Here is an 18,642-nt window from a genome sequence, read left to right as displayed (position 1 = left end):
ACCGGTACATTGGACGAGTGGCACGGATGCCGCATCCGATCGCCCTATCCCCCGCACCGACGACACAGCCGAAAGCAGAGGAACCCATGGCTCTCGACAATCCCGCGTTCTCGCGGAATTCCGCCTTCTCATCGCAGGGAGCCGCCGCCGTCGCGAAGAACGTCTCGGCGCAGCAGCTCCAGGAGATGTACAACCAACCCGCGACGCTGCCCGACCGCGAGGTCATGACCGTCGAGAACACCGTCGCCAAGACCGCCGGCGCCTTCGCCGTGCTGCTCGTCGGCGCCGCCGTCGGCTGGCTCCTGACGCCCGCGATGCCGTGGGTGTTCTGGGTCGCCGCGATCGTGGGCTTCGTGCTCGCGCTCGTCAACATCTTCAAGAAGGAGCCGTCGCCGGCCCTGATCCTCGCCTACGCGGGTGTGCAGGGCATCTTCCTCGGCGGCATCTCGCTCATGTTCGAGACGGCATATGCCGGCATCGTCGCCCAGGCCGTCATCGGCACGCTCGCCGTCGTCGGCGTCACGCTCGCGCTGTTCGCGAGCGGCAAGATCCGCGCGTCGGCGAAGGCCACGAAGGTCTTCCTCATCGCGATGGTGGGCTACGTGGTGTTCTCGCTGGTCAACGTCATCCTCATGTGGACCGGCGTCAACAACGACCCGTGGGGCCTGCGCGGCGTCGAGCTCTTCGGCATCCCGCTGGGCCTCATCATCGGCGTGTTCGTGATCCTCCTCGCCGCCTACTCGCTCGTGCTCGACTTCGACATGATCCAGCAGGGCGTGCGCAACCGCGCCCCGAAGAAGTACGGCTGGTCGGGCGCCTTCGGCATCATGGTCACCGTCATCTGGCTCTACCTCGAGATCCTCCGCTTCCTCGCCATCGCGCGCGATTAGCTGACGGATGCCGCGACCTCGCGTCGCATGACGGAACGGCCGCCCGAGGGCGGCCGTTCTTCGTTGCGCGCGACCATTCATCGGGGCGGATCCGCACGGGACGTGGATAGGACTTCCGTCAGCGTCCACGGCTGTGGTCAGATGTTCCTCGAGCCCACCCATCGTTGCGTGCAACGAAGCCGGGCGCCCGACCCGAACCGCCCGGAGACCCTCTTGCACCCTCGCGCTGTCGCACCGTCAGGTGCGCCGTTCCTCGCTTCTCGCCCTCGTCGCTTCGCCGCAACCGTCCTGGCGGTGGTACTCGCTGCGATGATCGGAATCCACCCGGCCCAAGATGCGTCCGCAGCGGCCGAGCCATCGGTCCTGACCGGAATCGTCACCGGATCGGACGGGCGGCCCGCCGTCGGCGTTACGGTGGCGCTCCGGAACGAAGGCGGCACATTCTCTCGACGCGCATACACCGACGAGTCGGGCGCATTCCGATTCGAAGATCTCGTTGCCTACCGATACGCGCTCCATTTCAGCTGCGGCGAGACCTGCGTGGGCAACTACTTGCCGGGGTACTGGAGCGACCAGCCTGATGACCAGTCAAAGACATGGATCGACGTCGGGGACGGAGAACTCGTCGAGCTGCAAGCGGAGCTGGAGCTCGCCGGAGAGATCTCCGGCTCCGTTCATGGGGACGATGGGGTGGCTCTGGAGGGGGCCGAAGTCAGCATCACCTCGGTAACTCCTGAGATCGCTCCACCTCAACCTTTCACCCTCACTGACGCGGAAGGACGGTACCGACTCCGGAACCTCCCCGAAGCTGGATACACCTTGAGGTTCAGCCCCGTGGGTTCGTTCTACGTCGAGTTTTTCGACGAGTACTGGAAGGACCAGGGTGACGCGGCCGCGGCGGACGTCATCCAGGTCACGGCGGGTGAGTCGGTCAGCGGTGTCGACGCTTCGCTCACGCCTGCGGCGTGGATCTCGGGCCGAGTCGTCAACGAGGATGGGGTTCCCTTCGGCTCATTCGAAGACGTGAATGTGTTCCTCTACCGGGTCACGGAGGACGGCGTGTCGTGGGTATGGACCGAAAGCCTGAGGGGACGCGGCGAGTTCCGGTTCGACGGTCTCAAGGCAGGGACGTATGTGCTGTGGACCCGAACGCTGGCGTGGGGCGGTCTCAACGGCGTCGGGGAGTGGTGGCACGACCAGTCGGATGTCGCGTCGGCCGACCCGATCGTCGTGACCCCTGGTGACCGATTCGACGCGACCATCGTCTTGGAGGGCGGGCCGGTCGATCTCACGGGGCCGTCGATCGTCGGTACCCCGAGGGTCGGCGAAACCCTCAGCGCCGGCGCAGCGACCCGAACGGCGACGGCCACATTGGCATACCAATGGACCGCCGACGGCGTTCCGATCGATGGCGCAACAGCATCCACGTTCGCGCCCGGCGAGGCCGAGATCGGGAAGGAACTTGCGGTGAAGGTCGCGGCGACGGCGCCCGATCGGATCTCGGTGACCCGCACGTCATCGGCAACGTCCGCGGTCTCGGCTGGGATCCTCACGGCAGCCGCGCCGACGATTGTCGGAGATTCGGTGATCGGCACGACGTTGACGGTCGAGACCGGCGAGTGGAGTGACGGCACGGAGCTCGCCTATCAGTGGTACAGCGCAGGCAAGCCAGTCTCGAACGATCCGACACTGGAACTCACCTCAGCGCTCGCAGGAGAGAAGGTTCGCGTCGATGTGACCGGCACCAAACCGGGCTATACCCCGACGACGATGGAGAGCGCCGTCGTCGGGCCTGTCGTCTATGGAAGCGTCGAGCTCGACAGCGTCGTCATCCTGGGAAATCCCGCAGTCGGGCTGACGCTCACCGCCGAGGCGTCGTCACCGACGCCGGGTGTCTCCTTTCATTACCGCTGGTGGGCGGACGGTGTGCCGATCCCGAACGAGTACCGGCGGACGCTGACTCTCGATGAGGATCTTCACGGCGCGCTCATCACGGTGACCGTCACCGCAGAGGCCGAACACTATCGCTCAGCGAGCCTTGCCTCGATGGAGATCGGACCGGTCGAGTCGGAGCCATGGGCTGAAGTGTCGCGCCTGGCGGGATCGGACCGATATGAGACCTCTGCCGCACTCTCCCGCGCATCGATCGACGCGGGCGTGAACACCGTGCTCGTTGCCAGTGGGGCGGACTTCCCAGATGCGCTTTCAAGTGCTGGGCAGGTCGAGGACTACGGCGCGCCCGTTCTCTTGTCGAATCCCAGCTCGCTCCCACCATCGGTGATGGCAGAACTGAAGCGACTCGGCCCGAGATTCATCCACATCCTCGGTGGTGAGGGCGCAGTCAGCGCGAAGGTCGAAGCACAGCTCGGTGCCCTTGCCGAGGATGTTTGGCGCACCGCGGGCGTGGACCGATACGAGACCTCCGCCCTGATCTCCCGCGGGATCAGCGTGGGAAGCGGTCCGGTGGTGTACATCGCGAGCGGGCAGGGATTCGCCGATGCACTCGCAGGTGGTCCGCTTGCCATTATGGACGGCGGCCCAGTCCTCCTTTCGCAGCCTTCGGCGTTGCCCGGCGTCATCGGCGAGGAGCTGAAGCGGCTCGCACCCGGTCGGATCGTCATCCTCGGTGGTCCCGGTGCGATCAACGAATCGGTTGCATCGGCGTTGGGGCAGTACACGTCGGGGTCGGTCGAGCGTCTGTCAGGCGCCGACCGGTACGCGACATCCGTGGCCATCTCCCAATCCCGCTTCGAAGCCGGTGCCGAAACGGTCTACATCGCGAGCGGCATGGGCTTTGCCGACGCGCTCTCCGGTGCGGCGATCGCTGGGCTCGAGGGGGCGCCGATCTTGCTGACGGCGGCCGACTCGGTGCCTCAGTCGGTGCTCGACGAGGTGGAACGCCTCCATCCGAAGCGGATCGTCATCCTCGGAGGGCCGGGCGCAGTCTCGACCGCTGTCGAGGCTCAGCTGGAGGCGCTGGACGAATAGCCGGAAAGTTCAGGGCACGTCCGAGAGCCTGCTGAGCGGGCGTTCTGCGTGGCCGGGGACGCGCCGGCGGTGCGGAGGCAGCGGCCGACCCCGACCCGCCCTCAGATCCCGAGCGAGTCCACCGACGTGCAGATCGCGTCGGCCGACGCGTGCAGCAGCCGCCGCTCCTCCGTCGAGAACGGCGTCTCCTCGATCGCGACGGCCCCATCGCCGCCCACGACGCACGGCACCGAGAGCGCGACGTCCTCGAGTCCGTGCACGCCGCCGAGCACCGTGCTCACCGGCATGACGGCGCGCTCGTCGCGGAGCACGGCCTCGACGATGCGCACCCCCGCGAGCCCGATGGCGTAGTTCGTGGCACCCTTGCCGCGGATGACCGTGTACGCGGCATCCCGAACCTCGTTGGCGATGTCGTCGAGCTCGCCGGCCGAGAACGGCTCGCCGCCGCGCCAGTCGAGGATCGGCACGGGCCCGATGCGAGCGGTCGACCACAGCGGGAACTCGGTGTCGCCGTGCTCGCCGACGATGTCGGCGTGCACGTTCGCGGTGGTCACGCCGGCGCGGCGGGCGAGCAGCCATCGCAGTCGCGACGTATCGAGCACGGTGCCCGACCCGAAGATCCGGTTCGGCGGCAGCCCGGTGATGCGCTGCGCCGCCACGGTCAGCACGTCGACGGGGTTGGTCACGAGCACGAACACCGCATGGGGCGCCCGTTCGAGGAGCGCCGGAAGCAGTCGCTCGAGGATGCGGGCATTGGTGCTCGCGAGCTCGAGCCGGGTCTGCCCGGGCGCCTGCTTGGCCCCGGCGGTGATGACGACCACGTGCGACCCCTCGACGACGCCGAGGTCGTCGCCGCCCGTCACCCGCGAGTTCGTGAACTGCGTGCCGTGCGCGAGGTCGAGCACCTCGGCGTCGACCTTGGCTGTGGCGATGTCGTACAGCGCGACCTCGCTCGCCGCTCCCCTGATCAGCGCCGCGTAGGCGAGGCTGGTGCCGACGCTTCCGGCGCCGACGACGGTCAGTTTCGAGTTCTCGATGACTGGCATGGGGTCATCCTGCCAGTCGACGCGCCTGAACGCATGACAGCGGATGATCCATGGCTATGTTCATTAGCTGATACGCTAGTGCCATGAGTCTCGGATGCCGCGGTCACCATCATGCCTAGGGCCGGCCTGTCGCGCGACGAGGTCGTGCGTATCGCACTGCGACTCGTCGACGAGGGCGGTCCGACCGGCTTCGACGATCTCACGCTCGCGCGAGTCGCAACCGCCGCCGGTGTCGCGGCGCCGAGCCTCTACAAGCACATCGACTCGCTCGCGGCCCTTCGTCGAGAGGTCGCCCTCGTGTGCACCCGCGAGTTCGCGGACGCGTGCACGGCGGCGACCATCGGCAGGTCGGAGGCCGACGCGTTGCGTTCGCTCGCGGTCGCGATGCGCGACTTCGCCCGCGCTCGCCCCGCCCGCTACGCCGCCGTGCAGATCGGGCCCGACCCCGATGACCCGGCACAGGCCGAGCTCAGGTCGGAGGCGGCGCGCGTGGTCGGCGTGACCGCCGCGGTGCTGGCGGGCTTCGGGCTGCCGGAGACGCGCGCGATCGATGCCGTGCGTGCCGCGCGTTCGGCCCTCCATGGGTTCGTCTCGATCGAGCTCGCCGGCGGATTCCGGCTTCCCGAAGACCTCGACCGGAGCTTCGACACGCTCGTCGAGCTGCTCGTCGAGGGCTTCCGCGGGCTCGCCGCACCGGGCGGCCGCTGACCCCACACCCCCACCCCTCACGCCACTAGGAGCACCATGTCCACCACCAGCACACCATCCGCCGTCGCCGCCCCGACCCGCGTCCCATCACCGGCCGTCGTACGCTGGACCGCTGCGGCGTTCGCCGCGGCAGGCGTGCTCTGGGCGCTCTTCCCGCTGCTGCGCCCGTGGGCCGACAAGGCGACCGTGTCGTCCGACGAACTCGCGACCGCGTGGGCGTCCGACGCGTGGGTCTTCTCGCACCTCGCGGGGATCACGGCGCTCGGCCTGCTCGCCCCCGCCCTGCTCGGGTTGCGGCGCCTGGTGGCCGACACCTCCGACACACGCGGGGCGACCCTGCTCACCTGGGCGACCGCGCTCGCGTGGATCGGCGCGGCCGGCGCCTCGCTCTACTACGGCGCCGAGATCTTCGGCGTCCGAACACTGGCCGAGGCGTCCCTTCGACGCGGCGATGCGACCTTCCTCGAAGAGGTTCAGGCCTTGCGCGAACAACCGGTGGCGGTCGTCCTCTTCGGCGTGGGACTGCTGCTCGTCGCCGCGGCCGGCGTGCTCACGGCCATCGCCCTGATCCGCGCCCGGGTGCCGTGGGCGTGGACGGGCGTCGTGCTCGCGGTCGGGCTCGTACTCGTGCTGCCGCAGTTCTTCACCCCACCCGCGATCCGCATCGTTCACGGCGTGATCTTCGGCCTCGGGTACCTCCTCGTCGCGTTCGCCGTCACCCGTCTCGGTGCGCGGAGCCGCTGACGACGCTGGACGAGGTCACTTCCACTCGACGGTGCCCGGCGCCGTGGGGCCCTCCTCTGCTCTCCCTCCAGCAGGCACGACGCGGCATCGCGCTTCCGCCGACAGCCGCCGATATGGTTCGATCGATCTGAGCCTGTCGCGCGATCCTGTCCGGCGTCCGGCGCCCCGATCCTGACCGTCGATCCCGGAGGCTCGATTGCCCTCATCCCATCGCCGCGGCTGGTCGCCGCGTGCCATCGCCGCCGCCGTCGCCGCAGTGTTCGTGTTCTCGACGCTCCCGCTCACCGGAGCGCACGCCAGTGAGGTGCCGGGTATCGAGCTCGATGGAACTGGCTCGCTGTCGGGCGTCGTCACGAACGATGAGGGCCAGCCGGTCGCCGGTGCGACGGTGACGCTCCGCGGCTTGGTCTATCTGGACGAATACGACGTCTGGCGATGGCAATCTTCGTTGTACGGCACCACAGCAGCCGATGGCTCGTACACCTTCACGGGACGCGCGGCAGGTACGTACGCCATCGGGTTCTCCTGCCCGAACTGTGCGACTCCATATCTCGAGGAGTGGTGGAACGATCAGTACGAGCAACTGAACGCCACGCACGTCGAACTGGCGGACGGAGAACACAAGCAGGGGCTCGACGCCGTCATTTCGATGGGCGCCGCCGTATCGGGTCGTGTGGCCGCAACCGACGGCACGGCCCTGCCGGGCGTCCGGGTCCGGGTATGGAACCAGGACGACAAGTACCGTGAGTCGGAGACCGACGCGAGTGGCGAGTATCGGATCGATCGGCTTCTGCCGGGGAGGTATCGCCTGCAGTTCGTCCCGCCGGCCGGGTCGCAGTTCGCAGGCGAGTGGCACGAGGGGGCATATCGCGAGTACGACGCAACACGGTTCGATCTCGCGAAGGACCAGGTGCTGAGCGGCATGAATGCAACGCTGGAACGGACCGGGTCGATTTCGGGGATCGTGCGGGGCGAGCACGGCGAACCGATCGATGCGATCGTGACGTACATCCCATCCGGCGGCTTCATCGAACGTTATGCCAGCTCGCTCGGAGACCGCGGCTACACGTTCGACGATCTCCCGCCCGGCTGGTACCGACTGAGCTTCGAGGATGACGCCGTCGACGACGGGTACCTGACCGAATGGTGGAACGACAAGCCGTGGGATGTTGCCGACTGGATCGAGGTCGGAGAGGGTCAAGACGTCACCGGGATCGATGCCGACCTCGCGAAGCAGCGGGTCGTCGTCGAGCAGTTCAGCGTGAGCACGATGAACCCCGTCGTCGGCGGAGCGTCGACCGCGATCCTTGATTCCCCGACCCCGGGGGTGGTCCCGCAGTATCAGTGGTTCGCCGGCAGCGTGGCGATACCCGGCGCCACCAGCGCGAGCTTCGTACCGCTGCTCGAGCACCTCGATGCGGGCCTGTTCGTCCGTGTCGTCGCCACCGCCCCGGGATTCAGCCCCGTCCTGCGGGAAACCTACGCGGGGCGGGTCGGACCGACGCCGCCCGCCTGGGGTGAAGTTGCTCGAATCGCGGGTTCGGATCGGTACGCCACCTCGGTCGCGGTGTCGAAGACGCAGTTCGCGCCCGGTGTCGATACGGTGTTCGTCGCGAACGGCATGGACTTCCCGGATGCGCTTTCAGGCGCTGGGATCGCCGCGCTGCGCGACGGTCCCCTGCTCCTGACGCCCTCGGCGGGCCTGCCACAGACAGTCATCGATGAGATCAAGCGACTTGAACCCAGGTCGGCCATCATCTTCGGCGGCACGGGAGTGGTCGGCCCGAAGGTCGAAGCGCAGCTCCGAGAGCTCACCGGTAGTTACGTCTCACGCTTCTCCGGTGCGGATCGCTACGCCACGTCTGCCGCCATTGCCCGGATGGAGTTCGGAAGTCACAACCCCAGCGTCGTGTACATCGCGAACGGCTCGACCTTCCCCGATGCCCTTTCCGGGGCGCCCCTCGCGGGGCAGGACCCCGGCCCCCTGCTGCTCTCCACGGCGACGTGGATCCCGGATGTCATTGCAGCTGAACTCGACCGCTTGAATCCCGGTCGAATCGTCATCCTCGGCGGAACCGGTGCCATCAGCGACGACGTCGCCCGGCAACTGCAGACCTATACGACGGGTGGGGTGACACGGCTCGCCGGCGCCGATCGATACGCGACCTCGGTGGCAATCTCCAAGGCGAATTTCGACGGCGACATCTCCGTCGCCTACATCGCCAACGGAACCAATTTCCCCGACGCTCTCTCGGGCGCACCCGTCGCCGCGATTCAGGGCGGTCCTGTGCTGCTCACACCGGCGGGTTCGCTCCCGAGCACAGTCGTCGAAGAACTGCAGCGCTTGAGGCCGGACCGCATCGTGATCCTCGGTGGACCGGGTGCGGTCAGCAGCGCAGTGGAGACTCAACTCGCGAGCCTGGGCTGAGACGACGCAGGGCGCGGTCGAGGCGGTCCGCGCCCTGCGTCGACGTCGGCGACGACGTCACTCCCACTCGATGGTGCCCGGCGGCTTCGACGTGACGTCGAGCACCACGCGGTTCACCTCGCGCACCTCGTTCGTGATGCGGTTCGAGATGCGGGCGAGCACGTCATAGGGCAGGCGCGTCCAGTCGGCCGTCATGGCGTCCTCAGATGAGACGGGGCGCAGCACGATGGGGTGGCCGTACGTGCGGCCGTCGCCCTGCACGCCCACCGAGCGCACGTCGGCCAGGAGCACGACGGGGCACTGCCAGATCTCCTGGTCGAGGCCCGCCGCGGTGAGCTCGGCCCGCGCGATCGCGTCGGCCTCGCGCAGCACCTCGAGGCGGTCGCGGGTGACCTCGCCCACGATGCGGATGCCGAGCCCCGGCCCGGGGAACGGCTGGCGGCCGACGATCGCCTCGGGCAGCCCGAGCTCGCGCCCGATGGCGCGCACCTCGTCCTTGAAGAGCGTGCGCAGCGGCTCGACGAGCTCGAACTGCAGGTCTTCGGGGAGTCCGCCGACGTTGTGGTGGCTCTTGATGTTCGCGGTACCGGTGCCGCCGCCCGACTCCACGACGTCGGGGTAGAGCGTGCCCTGCACGAGGAACCGGATCGGCTCGCCGTCGGCCTCCGCCTCGGCCACGAGGTCGCGCTCGGCGCGCTCGAACGCGCGGATGAACTCGCGCCCGATGATCTTGCGCTTCTCCTCGGGGTCGCTCACCCCGGCGAGCGCGTCGAGGAACGTGTCGACCGCGTCGACCGTGACGAGGCGGATGCCGGTGGCCGCGACGTAGTCGACCTCGACCTGCTGGCGCTCCCCCTTGCGCAGGAGCCCGTGGTCGACGAACACGCACACGAGCTGGTCGCCGACGGCCTCGTGCACGAGCGCGGCCGCGACGGCGGAGTCGACACCGCCCGAGAGCCCGGCGATGACGCGGCCGGAGCCGACCTGCTCGCGGATGCGGGCGACCTGCTCGGCGATGACGTTGCCCGAGTTCCAGTCGGCCGGGATGCCGGCCGCGCGGTGCAGGAAGTTCTCGATGACCTGCTGGCCGTACGGCGAGTGCTTCACCTCCGGGTGCCACTGCACGCCGTAGAGGCCCTGCTCGTCGTTGGCGAAGGCCGCGACGGGCGTGGCCGCCGTCGAGGCGAGCACCTCGAAGCCCTCGGGCGCGCGAGCCACCGAGTCGCCGTGGCTCATCCACACCGTCTGCGCGTCGGGCTGGCCCGCGAGCAGCGCGTTGTCGTCGTCGGTGCGCGCCGTGACGGCCGTCGATCCGTACTCGCGGCGGCCGGTGTGCGCGACCTCCCCGCCGAGCTGCTGCGCCATCACCTGGAAGCCGTAGCAGATGCCGAGGGTCGGCACGCCGAGCCTCAGTATGCCCTCGTCGAGCGACGGCGCCCCCTCCTCGTACACCGACGACGGCCCGCCCGAGAGGACGATGCCGACCGGGTTCCTCGCGGCGACCTCCTCGGCCGTGATGGTGTGCGGCACGATCTCGGAGTAGACGGATGCCTCGCGCACGCGCCGCGCGATGAGCTGCGCGTACTGCGCCCCGAAGTCGACGACGAGCACGGGCCGCTGCTCGGTGGGCTGGTCGGTCACTGCTGGGCCTCCACGGAGTCGGTGGTACTGGTGGCGGCAGGGGATGCGGACGCGGCATCCGCCTCCCGCCGGTCGAGGTAGGCGCGCACCTCGCGGGCGATCCGCACCTCGAGGAAGAACGAGAGGAACGGGATGACGCCGCCGAGGGCGATGACGATGAAGCGCGGGAACGGCCAGCGCATGAGGCTCCAGAGCCGGAAGTCGCTGAACAGGTACACGACGTAGAACCAGCCGTGCACGATCAGGATGCCGGTCGACAGGTTCACGGCGGTGATCGTGTCGCCCGGCACGAACGCGAGGAAGCCCTGCGGTCCGCCGAGCTCGAGCTCGAGCCCGAAGGCGTACTTCATGATCATCTCGCCGGTGAGCGCGAGCAGCAGCACACCAGTGATGACGGAGGCCACCTGGTAGAAGCGGAGGGCCCCGCGAATGCGCGGCAGATCGGCGAGTTTCGGCTCGAGGGGCATGCGTCCAGTCTACGGCGCGCTCGCCGGTGCGAATCCCGCGAGCATCCGGGCGAGCACCTCGACGGCCGTGTCGATCTCGGCCGCCGCGTCGGGGGCGTGCGCGTTCGCGATGGCGACCTCGTTGAGGGCGCCCGAGATCATCGTCGCGAGCGTGCCGAGGTTCCGGTCGCCGATGACGCCGGCCTCGGCGAGTTCGGCGATGCCGGCGTCGAGGAGCCGCACGCTCGTGTCGAGGTCGCCCTCGCGCCAGTCGCCCCAGCCGAGCACGGCCGGCCCGTCGATGAGCAGGATGCGGCGGACCTCCGGTGCGAGGCTCGCCTCGAGGAAGGCGCGGCAGCCCGCGAGGAACGAGGCGAGCGGATCGGCCTCGACGGCCGCCGCGCGCTCGACGGCCGCGGCGACACCGCGCTGGGCGTGCTCGACGGCGGCGCGGAAGAGTCCCTCCTTGCTGCCGAAGTGGTGGTAGAGCGCGCCGCGGGTGAGGCCCGCCTCGGCGACCAGTTGCTCGAGGGCGACGCCCGCGTACCCGTCGGCCGCGAACCGGCGCAGCGCGATCTCGAGCAGAGCCGCCCGGGTGCGTTCCCGTTGCTCGAGCTTCGTGGCCATTGGCGGCGGCCCCTCTCGTGATGCCGTTTGACATACCGACTGTACGTCGAGCACGATACATACATACTGTATGTATATTTGCACGTGGATGCCGCGTGCCGCATCCGGAAGGACCGCAGGATGAACCTCTACCCCGTGCTCGGAACCGCAGACGTCGCGGCGAGCTCCCGCTTCTACCGAGACCACTTCGGCTTCGAGGCCGCGTTCGAGTCCGACTGGTACGTGAGCCTGCGGCATCCCGACCCGCCGCACGCCGAGATCGCGCTGCTCGACGCCGGACACGAGACCGTGCCGGAGGCATACCGGCACACCGCGCGGGGCGTGCTCGTGAACATCGAGGTCGACGACGTCGACGCGCTCGCGGCTCGACTCGTCGCCGCGGGCGTGCCCGTCGTCCAGTCGCTGCGCAGCGAGGCGTTCGGACAGCGTCACGTGATCGTGCGCGACCCGGGGGGCGTGCTCGTCGACGTCATCACCGAGATCCCGCCGGCGGCGGAGTTCGCCGCCGCATTCGAGGCGGGCTCGGTGGGCTGAGCATCCGCGAGCGATCGCGCGCCCGCGACCCCGCCCGCGGGCCGACCTACGGCGCGTCGACGAGCTCGCGGGGCACGACGAAGACGTCGACCAGGGCGCCGTTGCGCCACACCGTCATCTCGACCTGCCGGTCGATGGCGTCCTCGACCATGAGCTTCTGGATCGATGTCGAGGTCACGACGTCGTTGCCGTCGAGCGAGACGACGATGTCGCCGCGATGGATGTCGGCGAGCTCGGCCGGGCTGCCGGGCGCCACCCCGGCCACCTGGAGTCCCGTCGGCGACCCCACGCGAGCCGCGAGCTCGGGAGCGAGCTGCACCCGGGCGCCGACGATGCCGAGCCAGGCCCGGCGAACCCGACCGGTCGTGGTGAGCTTGGCGATGATGTCGCGGGTGGCCCGGTTGATCGGCACGGCGAGCCCCAGCCCGATCCCGGCGACGGCCGTGTTCACGCCGACCATGCGGCCCGCACCATCGGCGAGCACCCCGCCGGAGTTGCCCGGGTTCAACGCGGCATCCGTCTGGATCACCTCGTCGATGACCCGCCCCGACGCGGTCGGCAGGGAGCGGCCGAGGTTCGAGACGATGCCGGCCGTCACGCTGCCCGCCAGGCCCATCGGGTTGCCGAGTGCGACGACGAGCTGGCCCACGCGAAGCCCTGCCGCGTCGCCGAGCGGCACCGCCGCCGGCACCGGCCCCCGGGCGCGCAGCACGGCGAGGTCGGAGAGGATGTCGCGACCGACGACGTCGACCGTGACGGACGTGCCGTCGGAGAACGTCGCCTCGGCCGCACGCGCGCCCACGACGACATGCGCGCTCGTGAGCAGCACGCCGTCGTCGGAGATGACGCTCGCGCTGCCGGCGCCGTCGCCGCGCGACGATCGCACGGCGAGGCTCGCGACGCTCGGCAGCACGGTGCTCGCGACTCGGGTCACGACGTTCGAGTAGGCGTCCAGCGGGTCTTCGGTCTCCACACGACGATCATGGACCCGCTCGGGCGGTGCGCTCCCCCGGTTCGCCGCAGGCGGAACGGTCAGTCGCGCGTCGAGCCTCGGGATTCCATCCCGGATGCCGTGGCCTCCTCCGCCGCCTCGGCGACCTCACGCTCCCGCTCCACGGCGTCGCGCACCAGCCGGTACCAGAGGAACACGGCGAAGCCGGCGAACACGACCCACTCGACCGCGTAGAACACGTTGAGCCAGTTGAGCTCGACCGCCTGCTCGGGCGGCGGCGAGCTGATCGCCTCGAGCCCCGCGGCCGGATCGGCCGCGGTCACGTAGCCGAAGTACACGGGCCGATCGTCGTAGTCGGCCCACACGTTGATGAGGTGCGCCACGGCGACGGTCGTCATCGACTGCGGGTCGGCGTCGCCCTCGGGCGCCATCGGTGCCTCGCTCGGCAGGAACCGACCGACCACGGTCGTCTCTCCGCCCGCGTCCGCGTCGAATCGATCGACCGCGGCGCGCGCCGTGTCGGCATCGGCCGCCCAGCCGAGTGCCACGGGAAGCCCGCCCGGCGCGGCATCCGTCACCTCGAGATGCGCCACCACCCAGTACCCCGCGACACCGTCGTTCAGGCGCCCCTCGACGATGACCGTGTCTCCCGGCACGAAGGCCCCGGTGACCTCGACCCGCTGGCCGGTGGCGGCCTGCTCCGTCGGCCGGTCGGGCTCGACGACCTCGGCCAACGGGCGCACCTGCTCGGTCGGGCGCTCGACGACGACGGCCTGCTCGACCGCGCGTTCGATCTGCCATTGGCCGAGCAGCGCGAACCCCGCGGCGATCGCGAGCGCGGCCAGGAGCGCGAGCACCCATCGCGGGCGCAGCATCATCTGGAGCATCAGGCCTCGGACCGGGGGGTCTGCGCGCCCGCGGCACGGAACGCATGGGCGATGCGGTCGGGCGGACCGGCGGCGACGAGCATGTCTCCCGCCTCGATGCGGAAGTCCGGGGCAGGCGAGGCATGGACGTGGTCGCCGCGCACGACCGCGACCACCTGCACCTCGCCGTCGACGAGCGCATCGACCGAGCCGATGGCGTGCCCGTCCAGGGGGTCGCCCGCGTCGATCGCCACCCATCCGATCGGCACGCCGGGCATGGCGTCCAGCTCGGCGATCGACTCGATGATCCGGGTCCCACCGAGCAGTTCCGCCAGCTGGTGGGCCTCGTCCCCCTCGAGGCGGGCCGTCACGGCCGGCGCCTCCGAGTCGGCCTGGCGCACGACGAGATCCCGGGTGCCCGCGCGGTGCGTCACGACCCCGATCTCGAGCGCATCCGTCGTCACGAAGGAATGCAGGACTCCGATGCCGGGCAGGTCCACCCGTCGGACGTCGACCATATGCGCGGCTCCTCGGTCTCGAGCGTCGCGTTCCAGTCTATCCGCGCCGGATCAGTGCTCCCGCGCCGGATCAGTGCTCCCCGCGCCGGATCAGTCGACCGTCACGATGTCGGGCGCCGCCAGGCGCACCCGGTCGGCGGACTCGTCGTCGGGCTGCTCCTGCGACGCCCGCTCGGCGGCGACTCGCTGCAGGTACCGTTCGACCTCGAGCGCCTCCCGATCGGCGTCCCAGCCGAGCACGCCCGCCATGAGCTTCGCCGCGACCGGCGCGGCCGAGACCCCGCGGTCCCACGCCTCGATCGAGATCCGCGTGCGACGGGCCAGCACGTCGTCGAGGTGCAGCGCCCCCTCGTGCGAGGCCGCGTACACGACCTCCGCCCCGAGGTAGTCGTCGGCGCCGGGCAGCGGTTCGCCGAGCTCGGGCGTCTCGCGGATGAGGTCGAGCAGCTCGTCGGTCATCGTGCCGTAGCGGTTCAGCAGGTGCTCGATGCGCACCCGGTGCACGCCGAACGCCCGCGCGATCTTCCCGCGCTTGTTCCACGCCGCCTGGTAGCCCTCGGCGCCGAGCAGCGGGATGTCCTGGGTCGTCGAGGGTGGCACCCGCCCGTCGAGGGCGTCCGCGGCGGCGTCGATGGCGTCCTTCGCCATGACGCGGTACGTCGTCCATTTGCCGCCCGCGACGACCACGAGCCCCGGCACGGTGTGCGCGACGATGTGCTCGCGCGAGAGCTTCGACGTCTGGTCGCTCTCACCCGCGAGGAGCGGCCGGAGCCCCGCGAACACGCCCTCGACGTCCTCACGTGTGAGCGGCACCGAAAGCACCTCGTTCACGTGCTCGAGCAGGTAGTCGATGTCGGCGGCCGTCGCCGCGGGATGCGCCTTGTCGAGGTTCCAGTCGGTGTCGGTCGTGCCGATGAGCCAGTGCCGGCCCCACGGGATGACGAACAGCACGCTCTTCTCGGTGCGGAGCAGGAGGCCCATGTTCGACTGGAAGCGGTCGCGTGGCACGACGAGGTGGATGCCCTTCGACGCACGCACCTTGAACGTGCCCCGCTCGCCCACCATGCGCTGCGTATCGTCGGTCCAGACGCCGGTCGCGTTCACGACCTGCCGCGCGCGCACCTCGAAGTGCTCGTCGGTCTGGAGGTCGTGCGCCTGCACGCCGACGACGCGTTCGCCGACCTTGACGAAGCCCTCGACCTTCACGCGGCTCGCGACGTGCGCGCCGTAGAACGACGCGGTGCGGGCGAGGGATGCCACGTACCGCGCGTCGTCGACCTGGGCGTCGTAGTAGGTGAGGCCGCCGATGAGCGCGTCGTTCGAGAGCGACGGGATCGCGCGCCGAACCTGGCGCTTCGAGAGGTGGCGATGGTGCGGCACGCCCGGCGGCCGACCGCCCGAGTAGCTGAAGACGTCGTAGAGGAGCATGCCCGCGCCGACGTAGAGCCGTTCGACGACCCGCTTCTTCAGGGGGTACAGGAACCGCACGGGCTTGACGAGGTGCGGAGCGATGCGCTGCAGCAGGAGGCCGCGCTCGATGAGCGCCTCGCGAACCAGCCGGAAGTCGAGCTGTTCGAGGTAGCGGATGCCGCCGTGCACGAGCTTCGACGATCGGCTCGACGTGCCCGACGCCCAGTCGCGCGCCTCGAGGAGCCCGGTGGAGAGCCCGCGGGTCACCGCGTCGAGTGCCGCGCCGGTGCCGACGATGCCGCCGCCGACGACGAGGATGTCGAGTTCCTTCTCCTTCAGGCGGGCGATGGCCGCCGCACGTTCCTCGGGTCCGAGCTTGGTCGAACGCGACACCGAATTGCCACTCGCCATGTCAACCCCATTTCCGCGGCCTCACGACGGGGCCGCGCGATCCGCATTCCACGCTACCCGAACCCCCGGGGGTTGAGGAGGGCGCGCAGCGCCCGTCTCGAAAACGTCGCTCAGGCGCCGGTGTAGGGCGCGACGACGACGTCGACGCGCTGGAACTCCTTGAGGTCGGAGTAGCCCGTGGTCGCCATCGAGCGGCGCAGGGCACCGACGAGGTTGGCCGTGCCGTCGGCGGCGGGCGCCGGGCCGTACAGGATCTCCTCGAGCGCGGCGACCTGGCCCACGTGCACGCGCTGGCCCCGCGGGAGCTTCGGGTGGTGCGCCTCGGCACCCCAGTGGTAGCCGCCGCCGGGGGCGTCCGTCGCTCGTGCGAGCGCTGCGCCGAGCATGACCGCATCGGCGCCGCACGCGATGGCCTTCACGATGTCGCCGGACTTGCCGACCCCGCCGTCGGCGATGACGTGCACGTAACGACCACCGGACTCGTCGAGGTAGTCACGGCGTGCGCCCGCGACATCCGCCACCGCCGTGGCCATGGGGGCGTGGATGCCGAGCGTGGCGCGCGTGGTCGATGCCGCGCCGCCGCCGAAGCCGACGAGCACGCCGGCCGCGCCCGTGCGCATCAGGTGGAGCGCGGCGGTGTAGGTGGCCGCGCCGCCCACGATGACGGGCACGTCGAGCTCGTAGATGAACTTCTTGAGGTTCAGGGGTTCCTGGTTCTTCGAGACGTGCTCGGCCGACACTGTGGTGCCGCGGATCACGAACAGGTCGACACCGGCCGCCACGACCGTCTCGTAGAGTTCCTGCGTGCGCTGGGGCGAGAGCGCGCCGGCGACGGTGACGCCCGCGGCACGGATCTCGGCCAGGCGCGCCGTGACGAGTTCGGGCTTGATCGGCTCGGAGTAGAGCTGCTGCATGCGCGCGGTGGCGACCTCGGGGCTGAGGTTGCGGATCTCGGCGAGCACGGGCTCGGGGTCCTCGTAGCGCGTCCACAGCCCCTCGAGGTCGAGCACGCCGAGGCCGCCGAGCTGGCCCATCATGATCGCCGTGCGCGGCGAGACCACCGAGTCCATGGGCGCCGCGAGGAACGGGATGTCGAACTGGTACGCGTCGATGGACCAGGTCACCGAGACGTCCTCGGGGTCGCGCGTGCGCCGGCTCGGAACGATCGCGATGTCGTCGAACGCGTAGACACGCTGGCCGCGCTTGGAGCGGCCGATCTCGATCTCCTGGGTCACGTGTCCACCCTAGCGAACGGGATCGGCGGGGGACGCGCCGCCGGTCGCCCCGGCCGTCCGCCCGAAGAGCACGCCCGCGACGGCGCGGGCGACGACCTCGACCTCGGTCCCTTCGTCGATCGAGATCGCGCCGGCGTTCCACAACGTCGCGAGTCCGTGCACGAGCGACCATGCGGCGAGCCCGTTCGTGCGATCGTCGCCGGGCTCGGCCGCCGCACCGGAGCGCAGCACGTCGCCGGCGCGGTCCATGGCGGCGGTGAGCCCGGGATCGTCCCGGCGGTGCAGGTCGGGTCGGAACATGACCTCGAACCGCCCGCGTTCCGACGTGGCGAATCGCACGTACGCCACTCCGACCTCGAGGAAGTCGTCACCCGCCTCCTCGAGCACGCTCGCGAGTCGCTCGAATCCGTCGGCCGCGATCGCGGTGAGCAGCCCCTCGCGGTCGCCGAAGTGGTGGGCGGGGGCCGCGTGCGAGACGCCGACGCGCCTGGCGAGGTCGCGAAGGCTGAGGCGCGCGAGGCCCTCCTGTTCGATCGCGGTGACGGCCGCGTCGATGAGGCTCTCGCGCAGTCGTCCGTGGTGGTAGGCCATGCCCCGACGATACGGGCTGATCTTGCCATTGACAAGATCAGCGTCATGCGGCAATCTAGGCAGTGTCAAGATTACGAGGAGGCATGACATGACCCACGCGACCCGCATCCCGACCGGGCCTGCCCGCACCGGCCGTCGGCCGGCGTGGGTGTCGCACTGGTTCAACCCCGTCTCGATCGCCCTGCTCGTCGGCACCGCGCTGGTGGCCGCGCTCGGCGCCGCGGGCGTGCCCGGCATGCAGGGCTGGCAGCCCGCCCTTCGCGGCGGCGTCTCGCTGATGTTCCTCGTCGCCGCGTCGGGTCGCCTCGGTCCGCAGCGCGCCGGACTCATCGCCATGGTGCCACCGCGGCTCCCCCGCCCCGACCTCATCGTCGCGGCGACCGGAGTGCTCGAGGCGGCGGGTGCGATCGGGCTCTGGGTGCCGCCCCTCGAGCGGATCGCGGCCGCGTGCCTCGCGCTCCTGCTCGTCGCGGTCTTCCCCGCGAACGTGCGCGCGGCACGCGCCGGCATCCGCATCGGCGACGCGCCCGCGACCCCGCTCGTGCCGCGCACCATCGAGCAGGTCGTGTACGTGGCCTGCTGCCTGGCCGTCGCGATCGGCTGAGGG

General features: G+C 70.2%; 17 protein-coding genes. 7 read left to right on the top strand and 10 right to left on the bottom strand.

The genetic code is table 11. From position 1 onward, the window contains the following. Positions 1-86 precede the first annotated feature (86 nt). Both EZM51_RS12170 and EZM51_RS12165 read left to right on the top strand, forming a co-directional pair. The gene (locus EZM51_RS12170) at positions 87-890 is read left to right on the top strand and encodes a Bax inhibitor-1/YccA family protein (protein ID WP_136708528.1); all 804 of its coding nucleotides are present in this window, start codon (positions 87-89) and stop codon (positions 888-890) included. A gap of 294 nt (positions 891-1,184) precedes the next feature. Beyond that, on the top strand, positions 1,185-3,878 hold the full coding sequence (locus EZM51_RS12165; protein WP_169053894.1) for a cell wall-binding repeat-containing protein: 2,694 nt from the start codon (positions 1,185-1,187) through the stop codon (positions 3,876-3,878). A gap of 101 nt (positions 3,879-3,979) precedes the next feature. Here EZM51_RS12165 and EZM51_RS12160 read toward each other — a convergent pair whose 3' ends face one another. Further along, complete coding sequence (locus EZM51_RS12160) at positions 3,980-4,924, bottom strand: L-lactate dehydrogenase (RefSeq protein WP_136708526.1); 945 nt, start codon at positions 4,922-4,924, stop codon at positions 3,980-3,982. A 111-nt stretch (positions 4,925-5,035) separates the two neighbouring features. On the opposite strand from EZM51_RS12160, the gene EZM51_RS12155 reads away from it, so the two are divergent. From EZM51_RS12155 to EZM51_RS12145, 3 genes are all read left to right on the top strand, one after another. Next, positions 5,036-5,632 carry a TetR/AcrR family transcriptional regulator gene (locus tag EZM51_RS12155; protein WP_136708525.1) on the top strand — a complete coding sequence of 199 codons (597 nt, stop codon included), beginning with the start codon at positions 5,036-5,038 and terminating at the stop codon, positions 5,630-5,632. 36 nt (positions 5,633-5,668) lie between these two features. Then, positions 5,669-6,376, top strand: a complete 708-nt coding sequence (locus EZM51_RS20590) for a hypothetical protein (RefSeq protein WP_169053893.1) — start codon at positions 5,669-5,671, stop codon at positions 6,374-6,376. A gap of 196 nt (positions 6,377-6,572) precedes the next feature. Further along, positions 6,573-8,804: a cell wall-binding repeat-containing protein gene (locus EZM51_RS12145; RefSeq protein WP_136708524.1), complete on the top strand. Its 2,232-nt coding sequence runs from the start codon at positions 6,573-6,575 to the stop codon at positions 8,802-8,804. 57 nt (positions 8,805-8,861) lie between these two features. Here EZM51_RS12145 and guaA read toward each other — a convergent pair whose 3' ends face one another. The 3 genes from guaA to EZM51_RS12130 are packed head-to-tail and all read right to left on the bottom strand — an operon-like array spanning position 8,862 to position 11,518. Beyond that, a complete protein-coding gene (gene guaA, locus EZM51_RS12140) occupies positions 8,862-10,445 on the bottom strand; it encodes a glutamine-hydrolyzing GMP synthase (protein WP_136708523.1) in 1,584 nt (527 codons plus the stop codon). Further along, positions 10,442-10,912 (bottom strand): DUF3817 domain-containing protein, encoded by a 471-nt coding sequence (locus EZM51_RS12135; RefSeq protein ID WP_136708522.1) that lies wholly within the window; start codon positions 10,910-10,912, stop codon positions 10,442-10,444. The genes guaA and EZM51_RS12135 overlap by 4 nt, the downstream gene beginning before the upstream one ends. Before the next feature lie 9 nt (positions 10,913-10,921). Continuing rightward, the gene (locus EZM51_RS12130) at positions 10,922-11,518 is read right to left on the bottom strand and encodes a TetR/AcrR family transcriptional regulator (RefSeq protein ID WP_136708521.1); all 597 of its coding nucleotides are present in this window, start codon (positions 11,516-11,518) and stop codon (positions 10,922-10,924) included. 120 nt (positions 11,519-11,638) lie between these two features. Between EZM51_RS12130 and EZM51_RS12125 the strand changes: the two genes are divergently transcribed. Next, entirely contained in the window at positions 11,639-12,052 is a 414-nt protein-coding gene (locus EZM51_RS12125) for a VOC family protein (RefSeq protein ID WP_136708520.1), read from the top strand. A 46-nt stretch (positions 12,053-12,098) separates the two neighbouring features. Here EZM51_RS12125 and EZM51_RS12120 read toward each other — a convergent pair whose 3' ends face one another. From EZM51_RS12120 to EZM51_RS12095, 6 genes are all read right to left on the bottom strand, one after another. Further along, on the bottom strand, positions 12,099-13,025 hold the full coding sequence (locus EZM51_RS12120; RefSeq protein ID WP_136708519.1) for a trypsin-like peptidase domain-containing protein: 927 nt from the start codon (positions 13,023-13,025) through the stop codon (positions 12,099-12,101). Between the two features lie 59 nt (positions 13,026-13,084). After that, positions 13,085-13,891, bottom strand: a complete 807-nt coding sequence (locus EZM51_RS12115) for an SURF1 family protein (protein WP_248305622.1) — start codon at positions 13,889-13,891, stop codon at positions 13,085-13,087. After that, on the bottom strand, positions 13,891-14,388 hold the full coding sequence (locus EZM51_RS12110) for a TrkA C-terminal domain-containing protein (protein WP_136708518.1): 498 nt from the start codon (positions 14,386-14,388) through the stop codon (positions 13,891-13,893). The genes EZM51_RS12115 and EZM51_RS12110 overlap by 1 nt, the downstream gene beginning before the upstream one ends. Positions 14,389-14,478: 90 nt before the next feature. Beyond that, positions 14,479-16,209: a glycerol-3-phosphate dehydrogenase/oxidase gene (locus EZM51_RS12105; protein ID WP_211195898.1), complete on the bottom strand. Its 1,731-nt coding sequence runs from the start codon at positions 16,207-16,209 to the stop codon at positions 14,479-14,481. 110 nt (positions 16,210-16,319) lie between these two features. Further along, entirely contained in the window at positions 16,320-17,444 is a 1,125-nt protein-coding gene (locus tag EZM51_RS12100; RefSeq protein ID WP_136708517.1) for a GuaB3 family IMP dehydrogenase-related protein, read from the bottom strand. Positions 17,445-17,453: 9 nt separating this feature from the next. After that, positions 17,454-18,035: a TetR/AcrR family transcriptional regulator gene (locus EZM51_RS12095; protein WP_136708516.1), complete on the bottom strand. Its 582-nt coding sequence runs from the start codon at positions 18,033-18,035 to the stop codon at positions 17,454-17,456. Between the two features lie 88 nt (positions 18,036-18,123). Between EZM51_RS12095 and EZM51_RS12090 the strand changes: the two genes are divergently transcribed. Then, entirely contained in the window at positions 18,124-18,639 is a 516-nt protein-coding gene (locus EZM51_RS12090; RefSeq protein WP_136708515.1) for a DoxX family protein, read from the top strand. The last annotated feature ends 3 nt before the right edge of the window (positions 18,640-18,642 follow it).

The sequence above is a fragment of the Agromyces sp. H66 genome, assembly GCF_004959775.1.
Classification (GTDB): Bacteria; Actinomycetota; Actinomycetes; order Actinomycetales; family Microbacteriaceae; genus Agromyces.
Note: the sequence above shows the minus strand (reverse complement) of the source record. Positions and strands in the feature narration are given on the sequence as shown.

What these genes read in the sequence shown, in the direction of transcription:
- EZM51_RS12170 (WP_136708528.1), top strand. Translation starts at nt 87, where the DNA reads ATGGCTCTCGACAATCCCGCGTTCTCGCGGAATTCCGCCTTCTCATCG.
- EZM51_RS12160 (WP_136708526.1), bottom strand. Translation starts at nt 4,924, where the DNA reads ATGCCAGTCATCGAGAACTCGAAACTGACCGTCGTCGGCGCCGGAAGC.
- EZM51_RS12155 (WP_136708525.1), top strand. Translation starts at nt 5,036, where the DNA reads ATGCCTAGGGCCGGCCTGTCGCGCGACGAGGTCGTGCGTATCGCACTG.
- EZM51_RS20590 (WP_169053893.1), top strand. Translation starts at nt 5,669, where the DNA reads ATGTCCACCACCAGCACACCATCCGCCGTCGCCGCCCCGACCCGCGTC.
- EZM51_RS12135 (WP_136708522.1), bottom strand. Translation starts at nt 10,912, where the DNA reads ATGCCCCTCGAGCCGAAACTCGCCGATCTGCCGCGCATTCGCGGGGCC.
- EZM51_RS12130 (WP_136708521.1), bottom strand. Translation starts at nt 11,518, where the DNA reads ATGGCCACGAAGCTCGAGCAACGGGAACGCACCCGGGCGGCTCTGCTC.
- EZM51_RS12125 (WP_136708520.1), top strand. Translation starts at nt 11,639, where the DNA reads ATGAACCTCTACCCCGTGCTCGGAACCGCAGACGTCGCGGCGAGCTCC.
- EZM51_RS12115 (WP_248305622.1), bottom strand. Translation starts at nt 13,891, where the DNA reads ATGCTCCAGATGATGCTGCGCCCGCGATGGGTGCTCGCGCTCCTGGCC.
- EZM51_RS12110 (WP_136708518.1), bottom strand. Translation starts at nt 14,388, where the DNA reads ATGGTCGACGTCCGACGGGTGGACCTGCCCGGCATCGGAGTCCTGCAT.
- EZM51_RS12105 (WP_211195898.1), bottom strand. Translation starts at nt 16,209, where the DNA reads ATGGCGAGTGGCAATTCGGTGTCGCGTTCGACCAAGCTCGGACCCGAG.
- EZM51_RS12095 (WP_136708516.1), bottom strand. Translation starts at nt 18,035, where the DNA reads ATGGCCTACCACCACGGACGACTGCGCGAGAGCCTCATCGACGCGGCC.
- EZM51_RS12090 (WP_136708515.1), top strand. Translation starts at nt 18,124, where the DNA reads ATGACCCACGCGACCCGCATCCCGACCGGGCCTGCCCGCACCGGCCGT.